At 57.9% G+C, this 15,370-nt stretch carries 15 protein-coding genes; 7 read left to right on the top strand and 8 right to left on the bottom strand.

Annotated features, from left to right (window positions below; genetic code table 11):
* Nucleotides 1-5 precede the first annotated feature (5 nt).
* Together ACJO3M_RS13085 and ACJO3M_RS13080 are read right to left on the bottom strand one after the other, a co-directional pair.
* Complete coding sequence (locus tag ACJO3M_RS13085) at nt 6-1,097, bottom strand: GGDEF domain-containing protein (protein WP_407001797.1); 1,092 nt, start codon at nt 1,095-1,097, stop codon at nt 6-8.
* A 107-nt stretch (nt 1,098-1,204) separates the two neighbouring features.
* Nucleotides 1,205-2,020, bottom strand: a complete 816-nt coding sequence (locus tag ACJO3M_RS13080; protein ID WP_407001796.1) for an SDR family NAD(P)-dependent oxidoreductase — start codon at nt 2,018-2,020, stop codon at nt 1,205-1,207.
* A 162-nt stretch (nt 2,021-2,182) separates the two neighbouring features.
* Between ACJO3M_RS13080 and ACJO3M_RS13075 the strand changes: the two genes are divergently transcribed.
* On the top strand, nt 2,183-2,638 hold the full coding sequence (locus ACJO3M_RS13075) for an NfeD family protein (RefSeq protein WP_407001795.1): 456 nt from the start codon (nt 2,183-2,185) through the stop codon (nt 2,636-2,638).
* 5 nt (nt 2,639-2,643) lie between these two features.
* Nucleotides 2,644-3,681, top strand: coding sequence for an SPFH domain-containing protein (locus ACJO3M_RS13070; protein ID WP_407001794.1), 1,038 nt, complete (start codon nt 2,644-2,646; stop codon nt 3,679-3,681).
* A 7-nt stretch (nt 3,682-3,688) separates the two neighbouring features.
* Here ACJO3M_RS13070 and yfbR read toward each other — a convergent pair whose 3' ends face one another.
* Nucleotides 3,689-4,282: a 5'-deoxynucleotidase gene (yfbR, locus tag ACJO3M_RS13065; RefSeq protein WP_407001793.1), complete on the bottom strand. Its 594-nt coding sequence runs from the start codon at nt 4,280-4,282 to the stop codon at nt 3,689-3,691.
* Nucleotides 4,283-4,423: 141 nt separating this feature from the next.
* Here yfbR and ACJO3M_RS13060 point away from each other — a divergent pair, with 141 nt between their 5' ends.
* A complete protein-coding gene (locus ACJO3M_RS13060) occupies nt 4,424-5,218 on the top strand; it encodes a transporter substrate-binding domain-containing protein (protein WP_407001792.1) in 795 nt (264 codons plus the stop codon).
* A 6-nt stretch (nt 5,219-5,224) separates the two neighbouring features.
* On the opposite strand, the gene ACJO3M_RS13055 is transcribed toward ACJO3M_RS13060, so the two are convergent.
* A complete protein-coding gene (locus tag ACJO3M_RS13055) occupies nt 5,225-8,065 on the bottom strand; it encodes a DUF748 domain-containing protein (RefSeq protein ID WP_407001954.1) in 2,841 nt (946 codons plus the stop codon).
* A 78-nt stretch (nt 8,066-8,143) separates the two neighbouring features.
* Here ACJO3M_RS13055 and pdxH point away from each other — a divergent pair, with 78 nt between their 5' ends.
* The 4 genes from pdxH to ACJO3M_RS13035 all read left to right on the top strand — a co-directional run bounded on the left by pdxH (nt 8,144) and on the right by ACJO3M_RS13035 (nt 10,698).
* Nucleotides 8,144-8,779 carry a pyridoxamine 5'-phosphate oxidase gene (pdxH, locus tag ACJO3M_RS13050; protein WP_407001791.1) on the top strand — a complete coding sequence of 212 codons (636 nt, stop codon included), beginning with the start codon at nt 8,144-8,146 and terminating at the stop codon, nt 8,777-8,779.
* Nucleotides 8,748-9,527 (top strand): 4'-phosphopantetheinyl transferase family protein, encoded by a 780-nt coding sequence (locus ACJO3M_RS13045; RefSeq protein ID WP_407001790.1) that lies wholly within the window; start codon nt 8,748-8,750, stop codon nt 9,525-9,527. Before pdxH ends, ACJO3M_RS13045 begins: the two co-directional genes overlap by 32 nt.
* Nucleotides 9,520-10,101, top strand: coding sequence for a DNA-3-methyladenine glycosylase I (locus tag ACJO3M_RS13040; RefSeq protein WP_407001789.1), 582 nt, complete (start codon nt 9,520-9,522; stop codon nt 10,099-10,101). Before ACJO3M_RS13045 ends, ACJO3M_RS13040 begins: the two co-directional genes overlap by 8 nt.
* Before the next feature lie 147 nt (nt 10,102-10,248).
* On the top strand, nt 10,249-10,698 hold the full coding sequence (locus ACJO3M_RS13035; protein ID WP_407001788.1) for a DUF3429 domain-containing protein: 450 nt from the start codon (nt 10,249-10,251) through the stop codon (nt 10,696-10,698).
* On the opposite strand, the gene ACJO3M_RS13030 is transcribed toward ACJO3M_RS13035, so the two are convergent.
* The 4 genes from ACJO3M_RS13030 to ectA all read right to left on the bottom strand — a co-directional run bounded on the left by ACJO3M_RS13030 (nt 10,685) and on the right by ectA (nt 15,263).
* A complete protein-coding gene (locus tag ACJO3M_RS13030) occupies nt 10,685-11,680 on the bottom strand; it encodes a sigma-70 family RNA polymerase sigma factor (protein ID WP_407001787.1) in 996 nt (331 codons plus the stop codon). The two genes, ACJO3M_RS13035 and ACJO3M_RS13030, sit on opposite strands and share 14 nt — an antisense overlap.
* A gap of 136 nt (nt 11,681-11,816) precedes the next feature.
* On the bottom strand, nt 11,817-13,259 hold the full coding sequence (locus ACJO3M_RS13025) for an aspartate kinase (RefSeq protein ID WP_407001786.1): 1,443 nt from the start codon (nt 13,257-13,259) through the stop codon (nt 11,817-11,819).
* A 51-nt stretch (nt 13,260-13,310) separates the two neighbouring features.
* Nucleotides 13,311-14,579, bottom strand: a complete 1,269-nt coding sequence (gene ectB, locus ACJO3M_RS13020) for a diaminobutyrate--2-oxoglutarate transaminase (protein WP_407001785.1) — start codon at nt 14,577-14,579, stop codon at nt 13,311-13,313.
* Nucleotides 14,580-14,747: 168 nt separating this feature from the next.
* On the bottom strand, nt 14,748-15,263 hold the full coding sequence (ectA, locus tag ACJO3M_RS13015; RefSeq protein ID WP_407001784.1) for a diaminobutyrate acetyltransferase: 516 nt from the start codon (nt 15,261-15,263) through the stop codon (nt 14,748-14,750).
* Nucleotides 15,264-15,370: the final 107 nt, after the last annotated feature.

Genomic DNA, 15,370 nt, shown 5'->3' with positions numbered 1-15,370 from the left:
ACCCCTCAGCCAGCCAGTATTTCACCTCTCGGTGTTGTCGGGTCAGCGCGCGCCACACGATTGCGGCCAGCGCGCTTACCACTGTACAGGCAACGGTCCGCCACACGAAACAGGGTCTCCGCCTGACGGCCGTGATCGGGCCACTGGGCAAGTCCGAAAGAGGCGGTGACGCGGATCCGGTTATCGCCATAGACCAGCTCACTGTCGGCAATACGCTGGCGCAGCTCATCCATCAACTCAAACGCATCCGCTGGCTTGACGTCCCGCAGGATCAGGCCAAACTCCTCGCCACCGAGGCGACCAACGGAGTCCGTCCCCCGCAGGCGTTCCTGCAGACACCGACCAATATTCCGCAACACATGATCCCCGGCCTCATGTCCCATACTGTCGTTCACCACTTTGAAATGATCTATGTCCATGATCACCAGGGCGAAGCCGGTGCCGCTGCGTTCACACTCGGCAATGGTCCGATTCAACGTGCATTGAAAACTGTTGCGATTTGACAGGCCGGTCAGGGCATCCGTCTGCGCCATGGTGACCAACCGCTGCTCCGCCTCTTCCCGGCGAATCTCATACATATGCACGAATGTGAGCATCAGGGCCCCACAAAAGACCATATTGAGCAGGTCGATCATCACATGGGCACTGCCAATACCCCCCAGGTGAATGAAATAGATGACACATCCCACGATCATGAAGGGCACACTCAGAATCAGGCCCTCATGTTTTCCAAGCAGCAGGTACGCCAGCACTGGCATCATCAGCACCCAGACAAACGCCGACACCGACGCTTCCGGAAGCACCATGATCGCCAGGAAGAAGGAAAACAGGGTCACCAGATACCCATAAATCCATTGCTGCAGGTGGGGTGACGTACGAAGGCGGGCCATGCCAAAAAACAGCAGGGCACTGGCGGCCAGCTCGATGGTTGCGACCCACCAGAACCCGTTCAGTAACTGCAGGCAGGCAAAAATGACCAGTGACGAACCAGTCACCAGAAACAACAGCCGCATTAACGAACGGCGATGATTGTCGCGAAGACCCGAGCGGCTAAGTTCCAGCGTAGCCCCCAGATCGGAGTGATGAGGCGTATTCATGCTGACTCTTTCCCTAGATGAACAGCAAGTATAGAAGGAAAACCCTGTATGTAAAATGTACAGCAGATTGCGGTCCAGTCGCAACCTGCTACAGGTTAAATTATACCTCAGACATACAGGTTTTTGCGGGAAAATCTTGCTACCAGCGGCTGGTATGCAGATCCCAGCAGGCGGTTGATGGCATCAATGCCCCAGGCATCCGGCCCCACCAGAATCCGGGACTCGTCCTTCAGGATACCCTTCACAATGATTTCGGCTGCCTTGTCCGGAGTGGTCATCGCCAGCTTGTCAAAGCCCTTGCGCTGGGCGTCGGCATTCTCCGACTTGCCCATACGGGCAGCGTTGGCAATGTTGGTGCGAATGCCACCGGGGTGTACACAGCTGACAGCCACCGGCTGATTTTCCAGCTGCATTTCCTGACGCAGGGCTTCAGTGAAGCCACGTACGGCAAACTTGGCGGCGTTGTAGGCGCTTTGCTTGGGCACACCAATCAGGCCGAACACGCTGGACACGTTGACCACATGGCCGTCACCGGACGCAATCAGATGAGGCAGGAACGCACGGGTACCGTGGGCGACACCCCAGAAATCGATATCCATCACCCATTTGAAATCATCATCGGTCATTTCACGGACGGTGGCGGACAGGGCAACACCGGCGTTGTTAATCACCAGGTTTACCTGGCCAAAATCCTTGGCGACTTCCTCGGCATGAGCATAAATGGCATCACGGCTGGACACATCCAGCTTGTAGGTTTTCACGTCCGCGCCATCCAGTTCCTTCACGGTTTCCGCCAGACCGGTTTCATTAACATCTGACAGTGCCAGGCGGCAGCCACGGGCTGCCAGTGACTTGGCGAGAGAACGACCAATGCCGGAACCCGCACCGGTAACAACCGCAACTTTGTTCTTCAGATCTTTCATGGCCGGGGCCTCTTCTTTGTTTTAAAGTAATTACTCTAACAGGTGTCCGGTTCCTGACCATGGCATTAGAGGTCGCCGGTTCCGGGCACTCAGGCCAACCCTGAGAGCCATGCTACAATCCGGCGCAACGTTGCAAACCAACCACTGACGGATATTACCTGTATGGAATGGAGTCTCACACATGTCTGGCTGATCCTGGCGCTGGTCCTGAGCCTGGCGGAACTTGCCTCCGGCGTTCTTGTGCTTCTGGCGCTGGGGGCCGCAGCGGCATTGACCGCAGTGCTGGCGTTTCTGGGTGCATCCTTTGAATGGCAATTGGTCGGTATGGGGGTGTTTTCAGGCATTCTCGTCCCTGTTGCCATTCTCTGGATTCGCCCCCGGTTTTCACCCAAAGGCGTTGCCTATGGCACCACCGGCACAGGCGTTGAACATGGTCGTCGCTATCATTGTGAGCGACGGGATTTCGACGGTGCCATCGGCATCAAGGTCAACGGCGATTTCTACCGGATCCGTACCAGCGACACCGGGTTAGCGGCATTGCCGGAAGGCACGGAAGTCATTTTTGAACGATTCGACGGCACCACCGCCGTTGTCCATAGCGTCAATCACACGGAGTAACAAGTATGGAAGCATTTATGTCACCCGGGCTGATCATCAGTCTGGTTCTGGTTGTTATCGGCATCGCGATCATCGCCAAGGGCCTGGTGATCGTACGCCAGTCCGAGGTCATGGTTATTGAGCGTCTGGGCTCCTTCAACCGGGTACTGGAAAGCGGCGTCAACATCATCATCCCGTTTATCGAACGTCCCCGACCGATCACCATGATTCGTTACGTACGCATGGGCGATGACTACCACCCGGTCACCACGGATGAGACTCGCATCGATCGCCGTGAAACCGTGATGGACTTCCCCGGCCAGCCCGTGGTCACCACCGATAACGTGACGGTCAAGATCAATGGTGCGCTGTACTACCAGATCATTGATCCCCGCCGTGCGGTGTATGAAGTGGCGAACATGAGTCAGGCCGTGGAAGTACTGGCGAAAACCACCCTGCGCTCGGTTGTCGGCAAAATGGAACTGGACAAACTGTTCGAGTCCCGTGGCGAGGTCAACAGCGCCATCCAGTCGGAAATGGAGGAGGCAGCGTCCAAGTGGGGGGTCAAACTGACGCGGGTAGAAGTTCAGGACATCAGCATGCCCGAAGAAGTGGAAGAAGCCATGCGCCTGCAGATGGCGGCAGAACGTAAGCGCCGCGCCACCGTGACCGAAGCGGAAGGTGAGAAGTCAGCAGCCATTGCCATGGCCCAGGGTCAGCGCGAGTCCGCCATTCTCAACGCCCAGGGCGACAAGGAATCCGCCATTCTGCGGGCCCAGGGCGAGCAGGAATCCATTCGCCTGGTATTGAGCGCCATGGGCGAATCGGAAGAGAACAAACAGACCGTTATCGGCTACCTTCTGGGGCAGAGCTACATCAAGGTGCTGCCGAACATGGCCAAGGAAGGCGAGCGGGTGTTCGTACCGTATGAATCGTCCGCCCTGCTGGGCTCCATGGGCATGTTCCGCGATCTGGCGGGCAGCCCGGAAGACCTGGTGCGCCAGTCGGTCCAGCGCGATGGCCTGCGCGGCGGCATGGTTGCCTCCTCCGGCGCGGCTTCCTGAACGGGCGCTACCCCAGCAGGTTATCCAGGGGTTGCTGGTAACCGGGGGCAAACACCTCCATAAAGTAGGCAACCTCGGGTAACCCATCCTGTTCCAGCCGTCGTGCGATCTGCTCGGCGGCTGGTTCAAACTCCTTGTTACCGGTGCGAATCTCCGCCTGACACTTCAGCCAGGCCGACAGCCGGTCCGCGGCCTTGATCAACTCCTGCTCCTCTGACGACCACTGGGACTCCCTCAGATAGGGCGCGAAGTCCTCCCTCAGATCCTCCGGCAACAATGCCAGCAGTTCCGCCTCTGCCTTGTGTTCGATGTCTCCGAACGCTTCCCGCATGACTCGCGAGTGATACTTGACCGGTGTCGGCATATCGCCGGTAATGACCTCGGTCGCATCGTGATAGAGCGCCGCCGCTGCAATCCGGTCGGCGTTCACCGAACCGCCATAATACCGGTTGCGGATCAGCGCGAGGGCGTGGGCAAGGCTCGCCACTTCCCAGGAATGGGTGGCTACGTTTTCCTCAATGGCATTACGCATCAGCCCCCAGCGCTTTATCCAGCGCAGGCGGGAGACGTAGGCAAAAAAATGGCTCAGGGGGCGGCTCACAATAACTGCTTCCTTTTGTTCATGTGTCTATACTTGACCCTTTATGACCAGACTACCGTAACGGTAGCCTGGGGACGCTCATACCTATACTCCGGGATCGAGATTGTGTCATCAGCCCAACTATTCAAAAACACAGTTCTAGTGACGACTCTTTTCGCCGTCGGGCTGACTCTCTCCACAGTCAGGGCCGAGACAGAGATCCGGGTGGGTGTGTATAACTTCCCCCCCATTGCGAGTATCAACGAGGACAATCAGGTCGCGGGCTTGCTCGCCGGGACCCTGGAACGTGTCGCAGATGCCCATCAGGATATCCGGTTCAAGATCATTCACACTTCGCCCCAGCGGCGCCACCTGGATTTTGAAGCTGGTCTGTACGATGTCATTTTCTTCGAGAGTCCGAACTGGGGCTGGGAGGGTCACGATTTCAACGCCACGATCCCCATCCTGACCGATGAAGATATCTACCTGGCCTTAAAGAAGCCCGGCCGTGACCTGAGTTTCTTTGATGACGTAAGCAAACGGCGGATCGTCGCCATTTCCGGCTACCACTACGGTTTCGCCGATCTGGAAACCGACAATTCGGAACTGGAGAAGCGATTCAGTATCGAGTTTTCCGACAGCCACCAGCGCAACATCAATCTGATCAAGGCAGACAGGCCTTCGGTTGCGGAAGTCGCAATTGTCAGCCGCGCCTACCTTCAGAACCATCTGAAGCGCCACCCGGAAGACTGGAATACCTTTCTGGTATCCGAGGTTACTGACCAGTCCTACCGCCTGTCGATCATTACCCACCCCGACGCACCCGTGGATGCCGAAAGCATGATTCGGCTGTTTGAACCACTGATGGAAAGCGGACAGTACCGACTTCTCGTTGAGCAGTGGGGATTACAGTTACCGCCGGGTTTCCTGACCGGGTTTCCCTACCGGAAGCCCTGAAGCCGACTAACGCGCATCCAGTGCAAACTCGACAGCAACCTGCCCCTGATCATCAGCTATGGCATCCCGTACCGGGTCCAGTAAAAACAGCTGTTCGGGCGCAACGTCATACTCTTCCAGCATTTGCCGCCGCAGCCAGACGCCTCGGGCGGATGCCAGGTTACCCAAGGCCTCCGGGGGTAACGATCGATTTCCGGCCTGGTATTCCTGGCGCGCCTGCTCCCAGGCCTCATCACTCAGGCTGCCACCGTTCTGCTCCTCCAGTCGCTGTTTCATCAGTGCCAGTCCATCAGCGTCCGGTGCGACCACACCCCGGATATTGAGCAACAATGCAGGTCGTTCCGACAGCGCATCGGCGAGGGCATCCAGTTTCGCCTGCTCACCCTCGGCCAGTGCAACCTCACCCGCGAGGAAGTTAACCTGACTCAGTTCCTCTCCCGACAAACCCGCCAATTCGGCAACCGAACCCAGAACGCTGAAAGGTGACGCCGCAGCCTTGGCCAGGATATTCACAAAGGCCCGCATCACCACCTTTCCAACGCTGAAATCGGGATCATCCAGGTTGCCACTGATCGGCAAGTCAATTTCGATCACACCCTGGCGATCCCGCAACAGCGCAAGCCCCAGCTTGACCGGGGCACCCACCGCCTCATCGCTTGCCACCGGCTGCCCCAGCTCCAGTCGGTCCATCACGATCATGTTGGTGGCGTCGATGCGGCTCCCGGCGATTTCATAATCCATTTCAACTTTCAGTTTGCCACTGTCCACGCCGTAACCAAGGTAGCGCCCGAAATAGGGCGAAAGGTTGGGCAGGGAACCGTTTTTCATTGCCAGGCTCAACCGGCTGACATCATCGGTACCCAATGTACCCAGGGTACCCTCGAAGTTCAGCTCGGAAACCTTATCCACCCGGCCACGCACCGACACCTTGCCCTGCTGGGGCGCAACGTTGCTGATGCCGGCGACCGTCCCGTTCAGTTCGTCGAACGTCGTGGTGAATGACGGCTCCAGGGTTCGATCGGTGTAGGAGACCGCACCGTCTTCCAGCAGCAGCTGTTCGATACGAAAAATAAAGTCGGGCTCTCCGCCATTACCCTCCGAGGGCTCGTCAGCATCATCAGACGCGGCCCCGGAGTCACGTATAATCCGTTCAAGATTGTGGAGCCCATCGCCACCACGTACGACGTTAGCGGCTGGCTCGCTCAGGGTAATAGTGCCGATTTCCAGACGAGCCGGATAAACGTTGTACTCCAGTGGTGCCAGACGGAGGGTTTGCCAGGCCAGCAGAGGCTCGTCCGAATCCGGCAACGTCAGGTTCAGACCGGCAACCTCGGCCGTGCCACTGAAGGTACCGGTCAGCGGCTCCTGCTGACCGTCCAGATCCAGGTTGCCATCCACCGTCAGTTGACCGCTGCGAACGTCTAGGTTCGCCATTTCACGGATATAGGGTTCAAAACCCGCCAGTTGCACGCCGGAGCCTGTCACGCCGGCCTCCAGGGTGAAAGGCTGTAGGGTCGCCTGTCCATCCAGCCCAAGCGATCCGCCCTCTGCAAGGGTGCCCTGCAGTTGATAGCGAACGGGCTCCCCCAGTTCATGGGAAATACGCCCCAGAGTCAGCGCCAGCTGCTCTACCGCTATCTCTGCGGATGTCTCCGGCTGGCGATCGCGCCATTGTACGCGGCTGTCAGCCAGCTCCAGCCCGGCCATGGACCACTGGAAACCGGGCCCGGATGAATCCCCGGCATCTTCATCGCTCTCACTGCCGGGCTCCTGCTGGAGAGGGGCGAGCAGATCGATCGCACCATCAGGGCCACGTTCCATTGCCAGATCCAGGGCATCCACCGTGATCATGCCAATCTCGGCGGTCCGCCCGGTGAGGCCAAAACGAACCTTCTCAACAGCCAGCCGCCCGGTTTTCAGGGCAACATCCTCCCGATTCTGGTCCAGCGCGACTGCCAGCTCCTCCAGTTCCAGTTCACCTTCCGATGTTGTCAGGTACAGCTGGTCCATCAGTTGCAATTCATAGTCGGTGCTGACAGAGACGTTCCCACCCCGGAGATCATAGGGCAGATAGGGCTTCAGGAAATGTTTCAGGGTCTCATGATCAATATTCGCTACCCGGATAAAGCCCTTTGAATACAACGGATTGATACTAAGATCACCTTCCCACTCGATGGTCTGGTTTCCCAGTGCGGCCAACAGGTAATAGTTACTCTGGGTGTCGTCCCGCTGCCAGGTGGCCAGGTCGTTCAGGGTCAGGTCCAGGGGTGAAATCCGGAAGTTGGCGGATTCCTCCTTGCTGAAATCCCGGAACAACAACTCACCGCCATTGATAGTGATTTGCTGGAAGTACAGCTTTGGTGGCGTGGACGTGTCTTCCTCCGACGACTCCGGCTCAGTCGCGGCCGGGTTGGCCTCGTTCCAGTCCCTCGCGAAGTTCACGCTGTAATCGTCCAGCAGATCGAGCCGGATAAAGGGCTCCTCAATCGCAATGGCCTGCAGCCCCACAACACCGGTGAACAGCTTCCAGAACCCCAGATCTACAAACAACCGGTCGAACCCGATGACTTGCTCGCCGTCCGCGTCATCCGCCGTCAGGGTGCGGATATCCAGGCTCATGCTGAACGGATTGGTTTTGATCTCCTCGACCTGTGCTTGCCAACCCATCCGCTGTTCCAGCTGTTCAGGGACAAACCGCTGCAGCCACCAGGGCAGCAGAAAAAAGCCGGCCAACGTATACGCCACCAGCAGCAACACCAACCAGAACCATACTTTCCTGTACACAGGCTTTTGCGTTTGCGCCTTGGCCACACCAGAACTCCCCGATTGTTGCCCGTCAGTTTCCATCACTCGCCAATCCTGAAAGAATAGACCACCGTATCTGTATAGTACTGAAGACTCACTATTTACGACAGGATCCATCCGATGGATATCAGTGACATGCGACGTGAATTCGAGAGCGAGGGCCTGCACCGGAGCACGCTGGATGAGAACCCGATAGGACAGTTCCATACCTGGTTTGATGACGCACGAGCCGCGGGCATTCTGGAGCCCAACGCCATGTCCCTGGCCACCTCTGGCAGCGATTCAATGCCGGACCTGCGAACTGTGCTGCTGAAGTATTATGATGACCGTGGCTTTGTATTCTATACCAACTACGGCAGCCGCAAGGCCCAGGAGTTGGAACAAAACCCGAAAGCGGCCCTTTTGTTTCCGTGGATCGGGCTGAACCGCCAGGTGAAAATCCAGGGCGCCGTGGAAAAGGTGAGCAAGGCGGAATCCCTGCGTTATTTTTCCTCCCGCCCAAGGGGCAGCCAGATTGGCGCCTGGGTATCGGAGCAAAGTAAGGCCATTACGTCCCGCGGCCTGCTTGAGCAGAAAGTGGCTGAAATCAAACGTAAGTTCAGTGAAGGGGAAATCCCCCTGCCCAGTTTCTGGGGAGGATACCGGGTGATCCCGGAGCGCATTGAATTCTGGCAGGGCCGGCCCAGCCGCCTGCACGATCGCTTTGAATACGTGAGGCAAGGTGATGGCTGGCACATCCAGCGACTGCAACCCTGAGACGGCACCCACAGTCTGGCTGTGCCGGGAGCCCGAAGCCGATGTGCTGTCGTGTCCGGACTGGCTGACCGACTACGAGCAGGCCACGGTGGCCAAATTTTCCGGGCCCAGGCAGCGCGAGTACCTGAGCAGCCGCTGGCTGATTCGACAGGCCATCGGGCACGGCTCCCAGTGTCCGGCCGGACATTGTGAACCGGTCAGCGGCCGCCCCGTAGCCTCGGCTCGCCCCGAGGGCTGGCACCTGTCGTTGAGCCACAGCGGCGGTCTGTCAGGATGTGCGGTCAGCGGGCAGCCGGGTATCGGTCTGGATCTGGAGCCACTCGACCGGCATCCCCACTGGCAAAAAGTAGTGCGCCGCTGGTTTACTCCGGATGAGCAGGCATGGTTACTGGCCAACAACAGCCACGAAGATTTCCTGCGGGTGTGGACGCTCAAAGAGGCCTGGCTGAAAGCCACAGGGCGGGGCATAGCCGGCAACCTGCAAACACTGGAAGTACGGTCGGACTTCAGCCTGTACGGTGACCGCCACGACGCCGGATGGCAGGCCGCCAGCGGCGAGCTGGCAGGCTTCCTGGTGACTCTGGTTTACCGGCATGATCATCTATTGCTGCCTTCAGGAGGCCTGTTAGCCGGGCCAACAGCCGACCTGGACCTCGACAGACCGGTCCCACCGGACAGCCCCTTGGTCTTCAGCCGGCACCGGCCCATCACACCAGCACCTGAACTGAAGAGGAACCCTTATGGATGAGAACAACCGCTGCCCCTGGTGTGGAACCGACCCACTCTATACCGACTACCATGACACCGTGTGGGGCCGCCCCGAATTCGATGAGCTCGCGCTGTTTGAAAAGCTTTGTCTGGACGGCCAGCAGGCCGGTCTGAGCTGGATTACCATTCTGCGCAAACAGGACAGTTACCGGGCGGCATACGACCAGTTCAACCCGGAACGGATTGCCCGCTACAACGACGACAAAGTGGAAGCGTTACTCGGCAACCCCGGGATTATCCGCAACCGACTGAAAGTAAAGTCGATTATCCGAAACGCCCGCAGCTTCCTCGAGTTGAAAGAGCAGGGCATCGATTTCAGCGAATTTCTGTGGTCCTTCGTGGATGGCAGGCCGATTCAGAATCACTGGCAAACCCTGTCTGAAGTTCCGGTGACCACTGGCGAGGCCGAAGCCATGTCCCGCGCACTCAAAAAAGCCGGCTTCAACTTCGTCGGACCGACCATTGTGTACGCCTTCATGCAGGCCACAGGTATGGTCAATGATCATCTGGTGAGCTGCCCGCAACATAGGGAGTGCCAGGCACTGGGCAATTGATCTTATTGCCACCGGGATTCGTAAGTACTGGCGTAACACGTCATCCCGGAGCACCACGGTGAAAATAGCATTCAACCAACGCGGTAACAGCCGCGACAACACCCTCGGGAATCGACTCTCTGGTCGTTACTGGCTGAGGCAAGCATCGTGATTGCCGTAGCCCGCCTTGCGATTCTCGTTGGCCTTCTCGGCCTATTGCCCTTCGTTGCAGCCATTCTTTCGCTGTTTCTCATACCGGCACACAGCGTGGCTATCATCGGCTGGTTTTATCTGTACAGCGCGGGAATTCTGGCCTTCATGGGCGGCGTTTACTGGCCCATTGCCATGCAGTTGGAAAACCGGTGCTACCCGCTTTCACCCCTGGTGACCATGCTACTCAGCCAGGTGTTCTTTCTTTCCGCCGGTCTCGGTCTGTTACTCACGACAACCTGGCAGGTTGCGCTGTATACCACCGCGTATCTGGCTCTCTACTTCGTCGATGCCCGGTGGATGAAAGCCTTTTGGCCGGCTTGGTACCTGAGACTGCGACTGGTGCTTACGGCCGTTGTCGTCCTCTGTCAGGTAACTGTCGGCGCATGGCTCTTCACGACCTACTGAGGGCCTCTACCCCGAGTTGTGACTGCAACTTCCGGATGGCTCCCTTCTCAATCTGCCGCACTCGCTCGCGACTGATACCCAAATCATCTGAAATTACCTGGAGGGTGTCCGGTTCTGGCATCCCCAGTCCGAACCGACGGGACAACACCGCCCGCTCCCGCTCCGTCAACTGGCCCAGGATCTCGGCCAGAGCCTTCTTCCGGTCCCGCTGCGCCATGGAGTGCTCCGGCGCCAACTGGTCATTGGCACTCAAACTGTCACCCAGAGTGATGCCGTCAGAACCAGAGACCGGTGCATCGACGGACAGCTCCCGGCTCGCCAATGCGCGGAGTTCACCAATGCGAGAAGGTGAAGCCTCCATTTCCCGCGCCAGTTCACTCTGAAGCGGCGCCCTCCCCAGGACCTGGTGCAATCGCATGGACACCTTGCGCAGCTGCCGAATCTCATCGACCACATTTTCCGGCGTATGCACCAGTCGGGTGCCACGCTGGAGACAACGCTTCACCTCTTCGCTGATCCACCAGTAGGCGTACGTAGAAAAACGAAAGCCCCTGGTCGGGTCAAAACGTTCCACCGCCTTGATCAGACCAATGTTCGCATCCTGGATCAGGTCAGCCATCGGAATACCGTATTGACCGTATCGGCGGGCAATGTGAACCGCCAGGCGCAGGTTGCTCTCAACCAGCCTGCTGCGGCATGCGCGGGCAAGATGATAGGCGCGGCGACTTCGGGTTGAAAAAGCACAGGCATCGCCGAGACTGCCCACTATATCGCGGTAGGTCTGTGGGGTTTCCTCAGGCAAAGCCAACTCCCGGCCAATCACCTGATAACAGTGCGTGAGTCGACGAACCAGACGTTGTTCGCCCTTGTCTCCCAGAAGTTCATACCGGGACGCATCCCTGAAGTACAGCCCCACCAGAGAGTCCGTTTCACTATTTGGGGTTATGGTCGGGGACGGTCCCAGCCATACAGACCGGGTCATGGCTTTGGTACCGTTCAAAAAATGTACTGAAGAATACGACTGAGGGCGGGGTGTGGATTTCCCCGGAGAGGCGGGACAAACAACGCAGCCCCGGACGGAATATTCCCTTCCGGCCGGGGCTGATTCAGGCCAGGTATCAGGCCGCGACGATGGCGTACTCGTGGTTGTGCGGTTCGATAAGAACACCGTGAAGGGCAACGATGGCCTTCTCGTAGTTGTCCTCGTCCACCACAAACTGAATGTCCACCTGACGCATGCACTGGTGCAGGGCAAGAACACTGATGTCCTCGTCCGCCAGCGCCTTCACTGAACGGGCCAGAATGCCAGGCACTTTCATGTCACTGCCAATGGCGGAAACCACAGCCACCTTGCGGGTATTGATCTCCGCATTCGGGAACTCTTCCTTCAGCGCCTTGACCACCCGCTTGACGTGCTTGAGCGTGCTGCCGACATAGTGGGTGATGGTGTTGGCGTTGGTGTCCTTGGACATGAAACGCACCTTGAAGCGGCTCAGCACATCGAGGATGCGGCGATCGGAGCCCGGCTCACCCTGCATGTCCTGGTCGAACACCTCAATGGCAAACACGCCCTTGGCGCCGGCGACGATTTCCACCTGAGGCTTCTCACTGACGTAATCGCCGGTGATCAGGGTACCGGTGTGCTCCGGCTCAAAGGTGTTCATCACCCGCAGCGGGATTTCATTCTGGCGCATGCCCTTGCCGGCACGGGGGTGGATGGCTTCCATACCCAGGTTGGCCAGTTGATCGGCGACGTCGTAGTTGGTCCGGCCCAGGGGGACCACCTTGTCGGCACCAACGATATTGGGGTCGGCGGAGCTTAGGTGGTATTCCTTGTGGATAATCGCTTCACGGGCCTCGGTGATCACCGCCACCCGGCTGAAGGTCATCTCGCTGTAGCCGCGATCAAAGGTCCGCATCAGACCTTCCTTGCACTGGGCATACCCGGTCACGATGGGCAGTTCACGGGTCAGGTCGACCGCGTCGAACGCCTGCTTCAGCTTCTCGTCCAGGGGCAGCAACTCATTGTCGCGCCAGCCGGTGAGATCCACAAAGCGGGCGTTGATGCCTTCCTGCTGGAGCTTCAGTGCGGTGTTGAAAGCACTGTGCGCTTCGCCGATACCGGCCAGCATTTCACGCACAGTCAGCAGATGCTCTTCCAGCTGGAACTGGCCATAAGAACACAGACGCTGCAGGTCGATCAGACAACCGCGGACACCCTCAATACGGTCGGTGATGAACTGGTCTGCCTGCTGTTTGAGCATGGGATCCTCAAACAGTTCACCGTTGATATCGGTCAGGAACTTCACCAGTTTGGTGAGGTCGTCACCCCAGGCCCAGTCGGATTCAGCGTCGGCAAACAGGGCATACACGCCCGGCTCACCGGTTTTCTTGTGCTCCAGCAGTTCGTTGGTGACGCCACCGTAGGCGGAAACCACAAAAATGCGCTGGTACAGACCTTCTTTGCTGCGATCACCGATGATGATGTTGTCACGGACGGCCTCGTAGTTGGTCATCGAGGTGCCGCCGATCTTTTCTACGGTATGTAGTTGGGTAGTCATAGTGTCGTCTTCGCTATCCTGCAGAATGAATGTTCGGATGAGAAAGGCGCCTTACGACGCCTCGCTGATCCCTTCCTGCATGATTTCGTCCACACTTTTCGCCAGCAGCTCGGCACCTTTCTTCAGGTCTTCCTCGCTGGTGGTCAACGGCATCAGGCACTTGATGACTTCGTCGTTGGGACCACTGGTTTCGATAATCAGGCCATGCTCGAAGGCACGCTTGGTAATCGGCCCCGTCACATCGGCATGTGTGGCTTCAATACCACGCATCAAACCGCGCCCCTTCATTTTGAACTCACCCGGGTACTTGTCGCAAATCGCCTGCAGGGCGTCGCCCAGCACCTTGGTCTTGGCCTTCACTTCGTTGGCGAAAGCGTCGTCTTTCCAGTAGGTCTCTACCGCCGCACGGGCAGTTACAAAGGCCATGTTGTTGCCGCGGAAGGTACCGTTGTGCTCGCCGGACGTCCAGATATCCAGCTCCGGCTTGAACAGCACCAGGGCCATCGGCAGGCCGTAGCCACTGAGAGACTTCGACACAGTCACAATGTCCGGCTTGATGCCGGCGAATTCAAAGCTGAAGAACTCACCGGTACGACCGTTACCTGCCTGGATATCGTCCAGAATCAGCAGGATATCGTGCTTCTTGCACAGCTCGGACAGGCCTTTCAGCCATTCGGCACGGGCCACGTTCAGGCCGCCTTCGCCCTGTACCGCCTCAACGATTACGGCTGCCGGCAGCTCAACACCGGAGGAGCTGTCAGACAGTACCTTGTCCATGATCTCCAGGGTGTCCACGTCATCACCCAGGTAACCGTCGTAGAACATGAAATCGACGTTGCCCAGCGGCGTACCGACACCGCCCCGGTGGTGCTTGTTACCGGTCGCAGCAACGGCACCCATGGTCACACCGTGGAAACCGTTGGTGAACGAGATAATACCGTTACGGCCTTTGACCTTGCGCGCCAGCTTCATGGCCGCTTCCACACAGTTGGTACCGGTGGGGCCGGTAAACTGCATTTTGTAATCCAGGCCACGGGGATCAAGGATGTGCTTCTTATAGGACTCGATGAAGTCGTGCTTGGCGGTAGTGAACAGGTCCAGGCCCTGGCTCACACCGTCGGCTTCAACGTATTCCAGCAGCGCTTTCTTGAGGATATCGTTGTTATGCCCGTAGTTCAGGGAACCGGCACCGGCGAGAAAATCCAGGTACTCTTTGCCATCTTCGGTGTACAGGTGCGCGTTCTTGGCGCGGTTAAAAATCACCGGAAAGGCGCGGGAATAAACGCGTACTTCAGATTCGGTCGACTTGAAAAGTTCCATTGTCTTGCCTCTTAGCATGTCAGGTTCGAGGTAGATGTGGGGCAGCCCGTCGGGTTACGTCGCGATCAGCCAGCCACACATTGGTTAAAGCCTTCTGGCAGACCTACCTCAGTAGTCTGCCGGCCACTCCAAATAGCGGTTATTAACGCCTGCGTCAGTAACAGACTCTCAGACTGGCTTTGTGAAAGGCCCGATGCGCAGCAGGAATTCAGAATCATGCTTGCCGCCAAAGTGAGTCTCTTTCTCAAAGTGCTCGTGGTAAGTGAGCTCGGCTCCCAGATCACGGGCAAATGAGCGGAACAACGCCCAGGATGCTTCGTTGTCCTCGGTGATGGTGGTTTCCAGGTGCGTCACGTTCTTGCACGCGTCCCGGGCCACAATCTCTTTCAGCATCCGCTTGGCCAGACCCTGTCCACGACCTTTCTCGTGAACGGCCACTTGCCAGACAAACACGGTTTCGGGCTGTTGGGGAGGGATGTATCCGGAGATAAAGCCGACCAGATCGCCGTCCTTCTCCGCGGCCACGCCGGTCTCGGCAAAGTGGCTGCACTGCAACAGGTTGCAGTAAATCGAGTTGGGGTCCAGCGGAGGGCATTCTGCCACCAGCTGGTGGAGCCTGTAGCCATCATCCTTAACGGGTGTGCGAAGGGTGATGGCGGTGGTATTCGAGCCTTCTGATGTCATAGCGTGATCAATTCGTGTCAAAAAATTAGGGTTAAATTATATAGACCACAAAATATATTTCAAGTTGGGCCTGAGCGGCCCACGCCGAACAGGCTACGCTTGCCCTA

Origin of the sequence: Marinobacter alkalisoli (genome assembly GCF_045449795.1) — a bacterium.
GTDB lineage: Bacteria > Pseudomonadota > Gammaproteobacteria > Pseudomonadales > Oleiphilaceae > Marinobacter.
The sequence above is the reverse complement of the archived record's forward strand: the minus strand, read 5'-3'. Positions and strand labels throughout refer to the sequence as shown.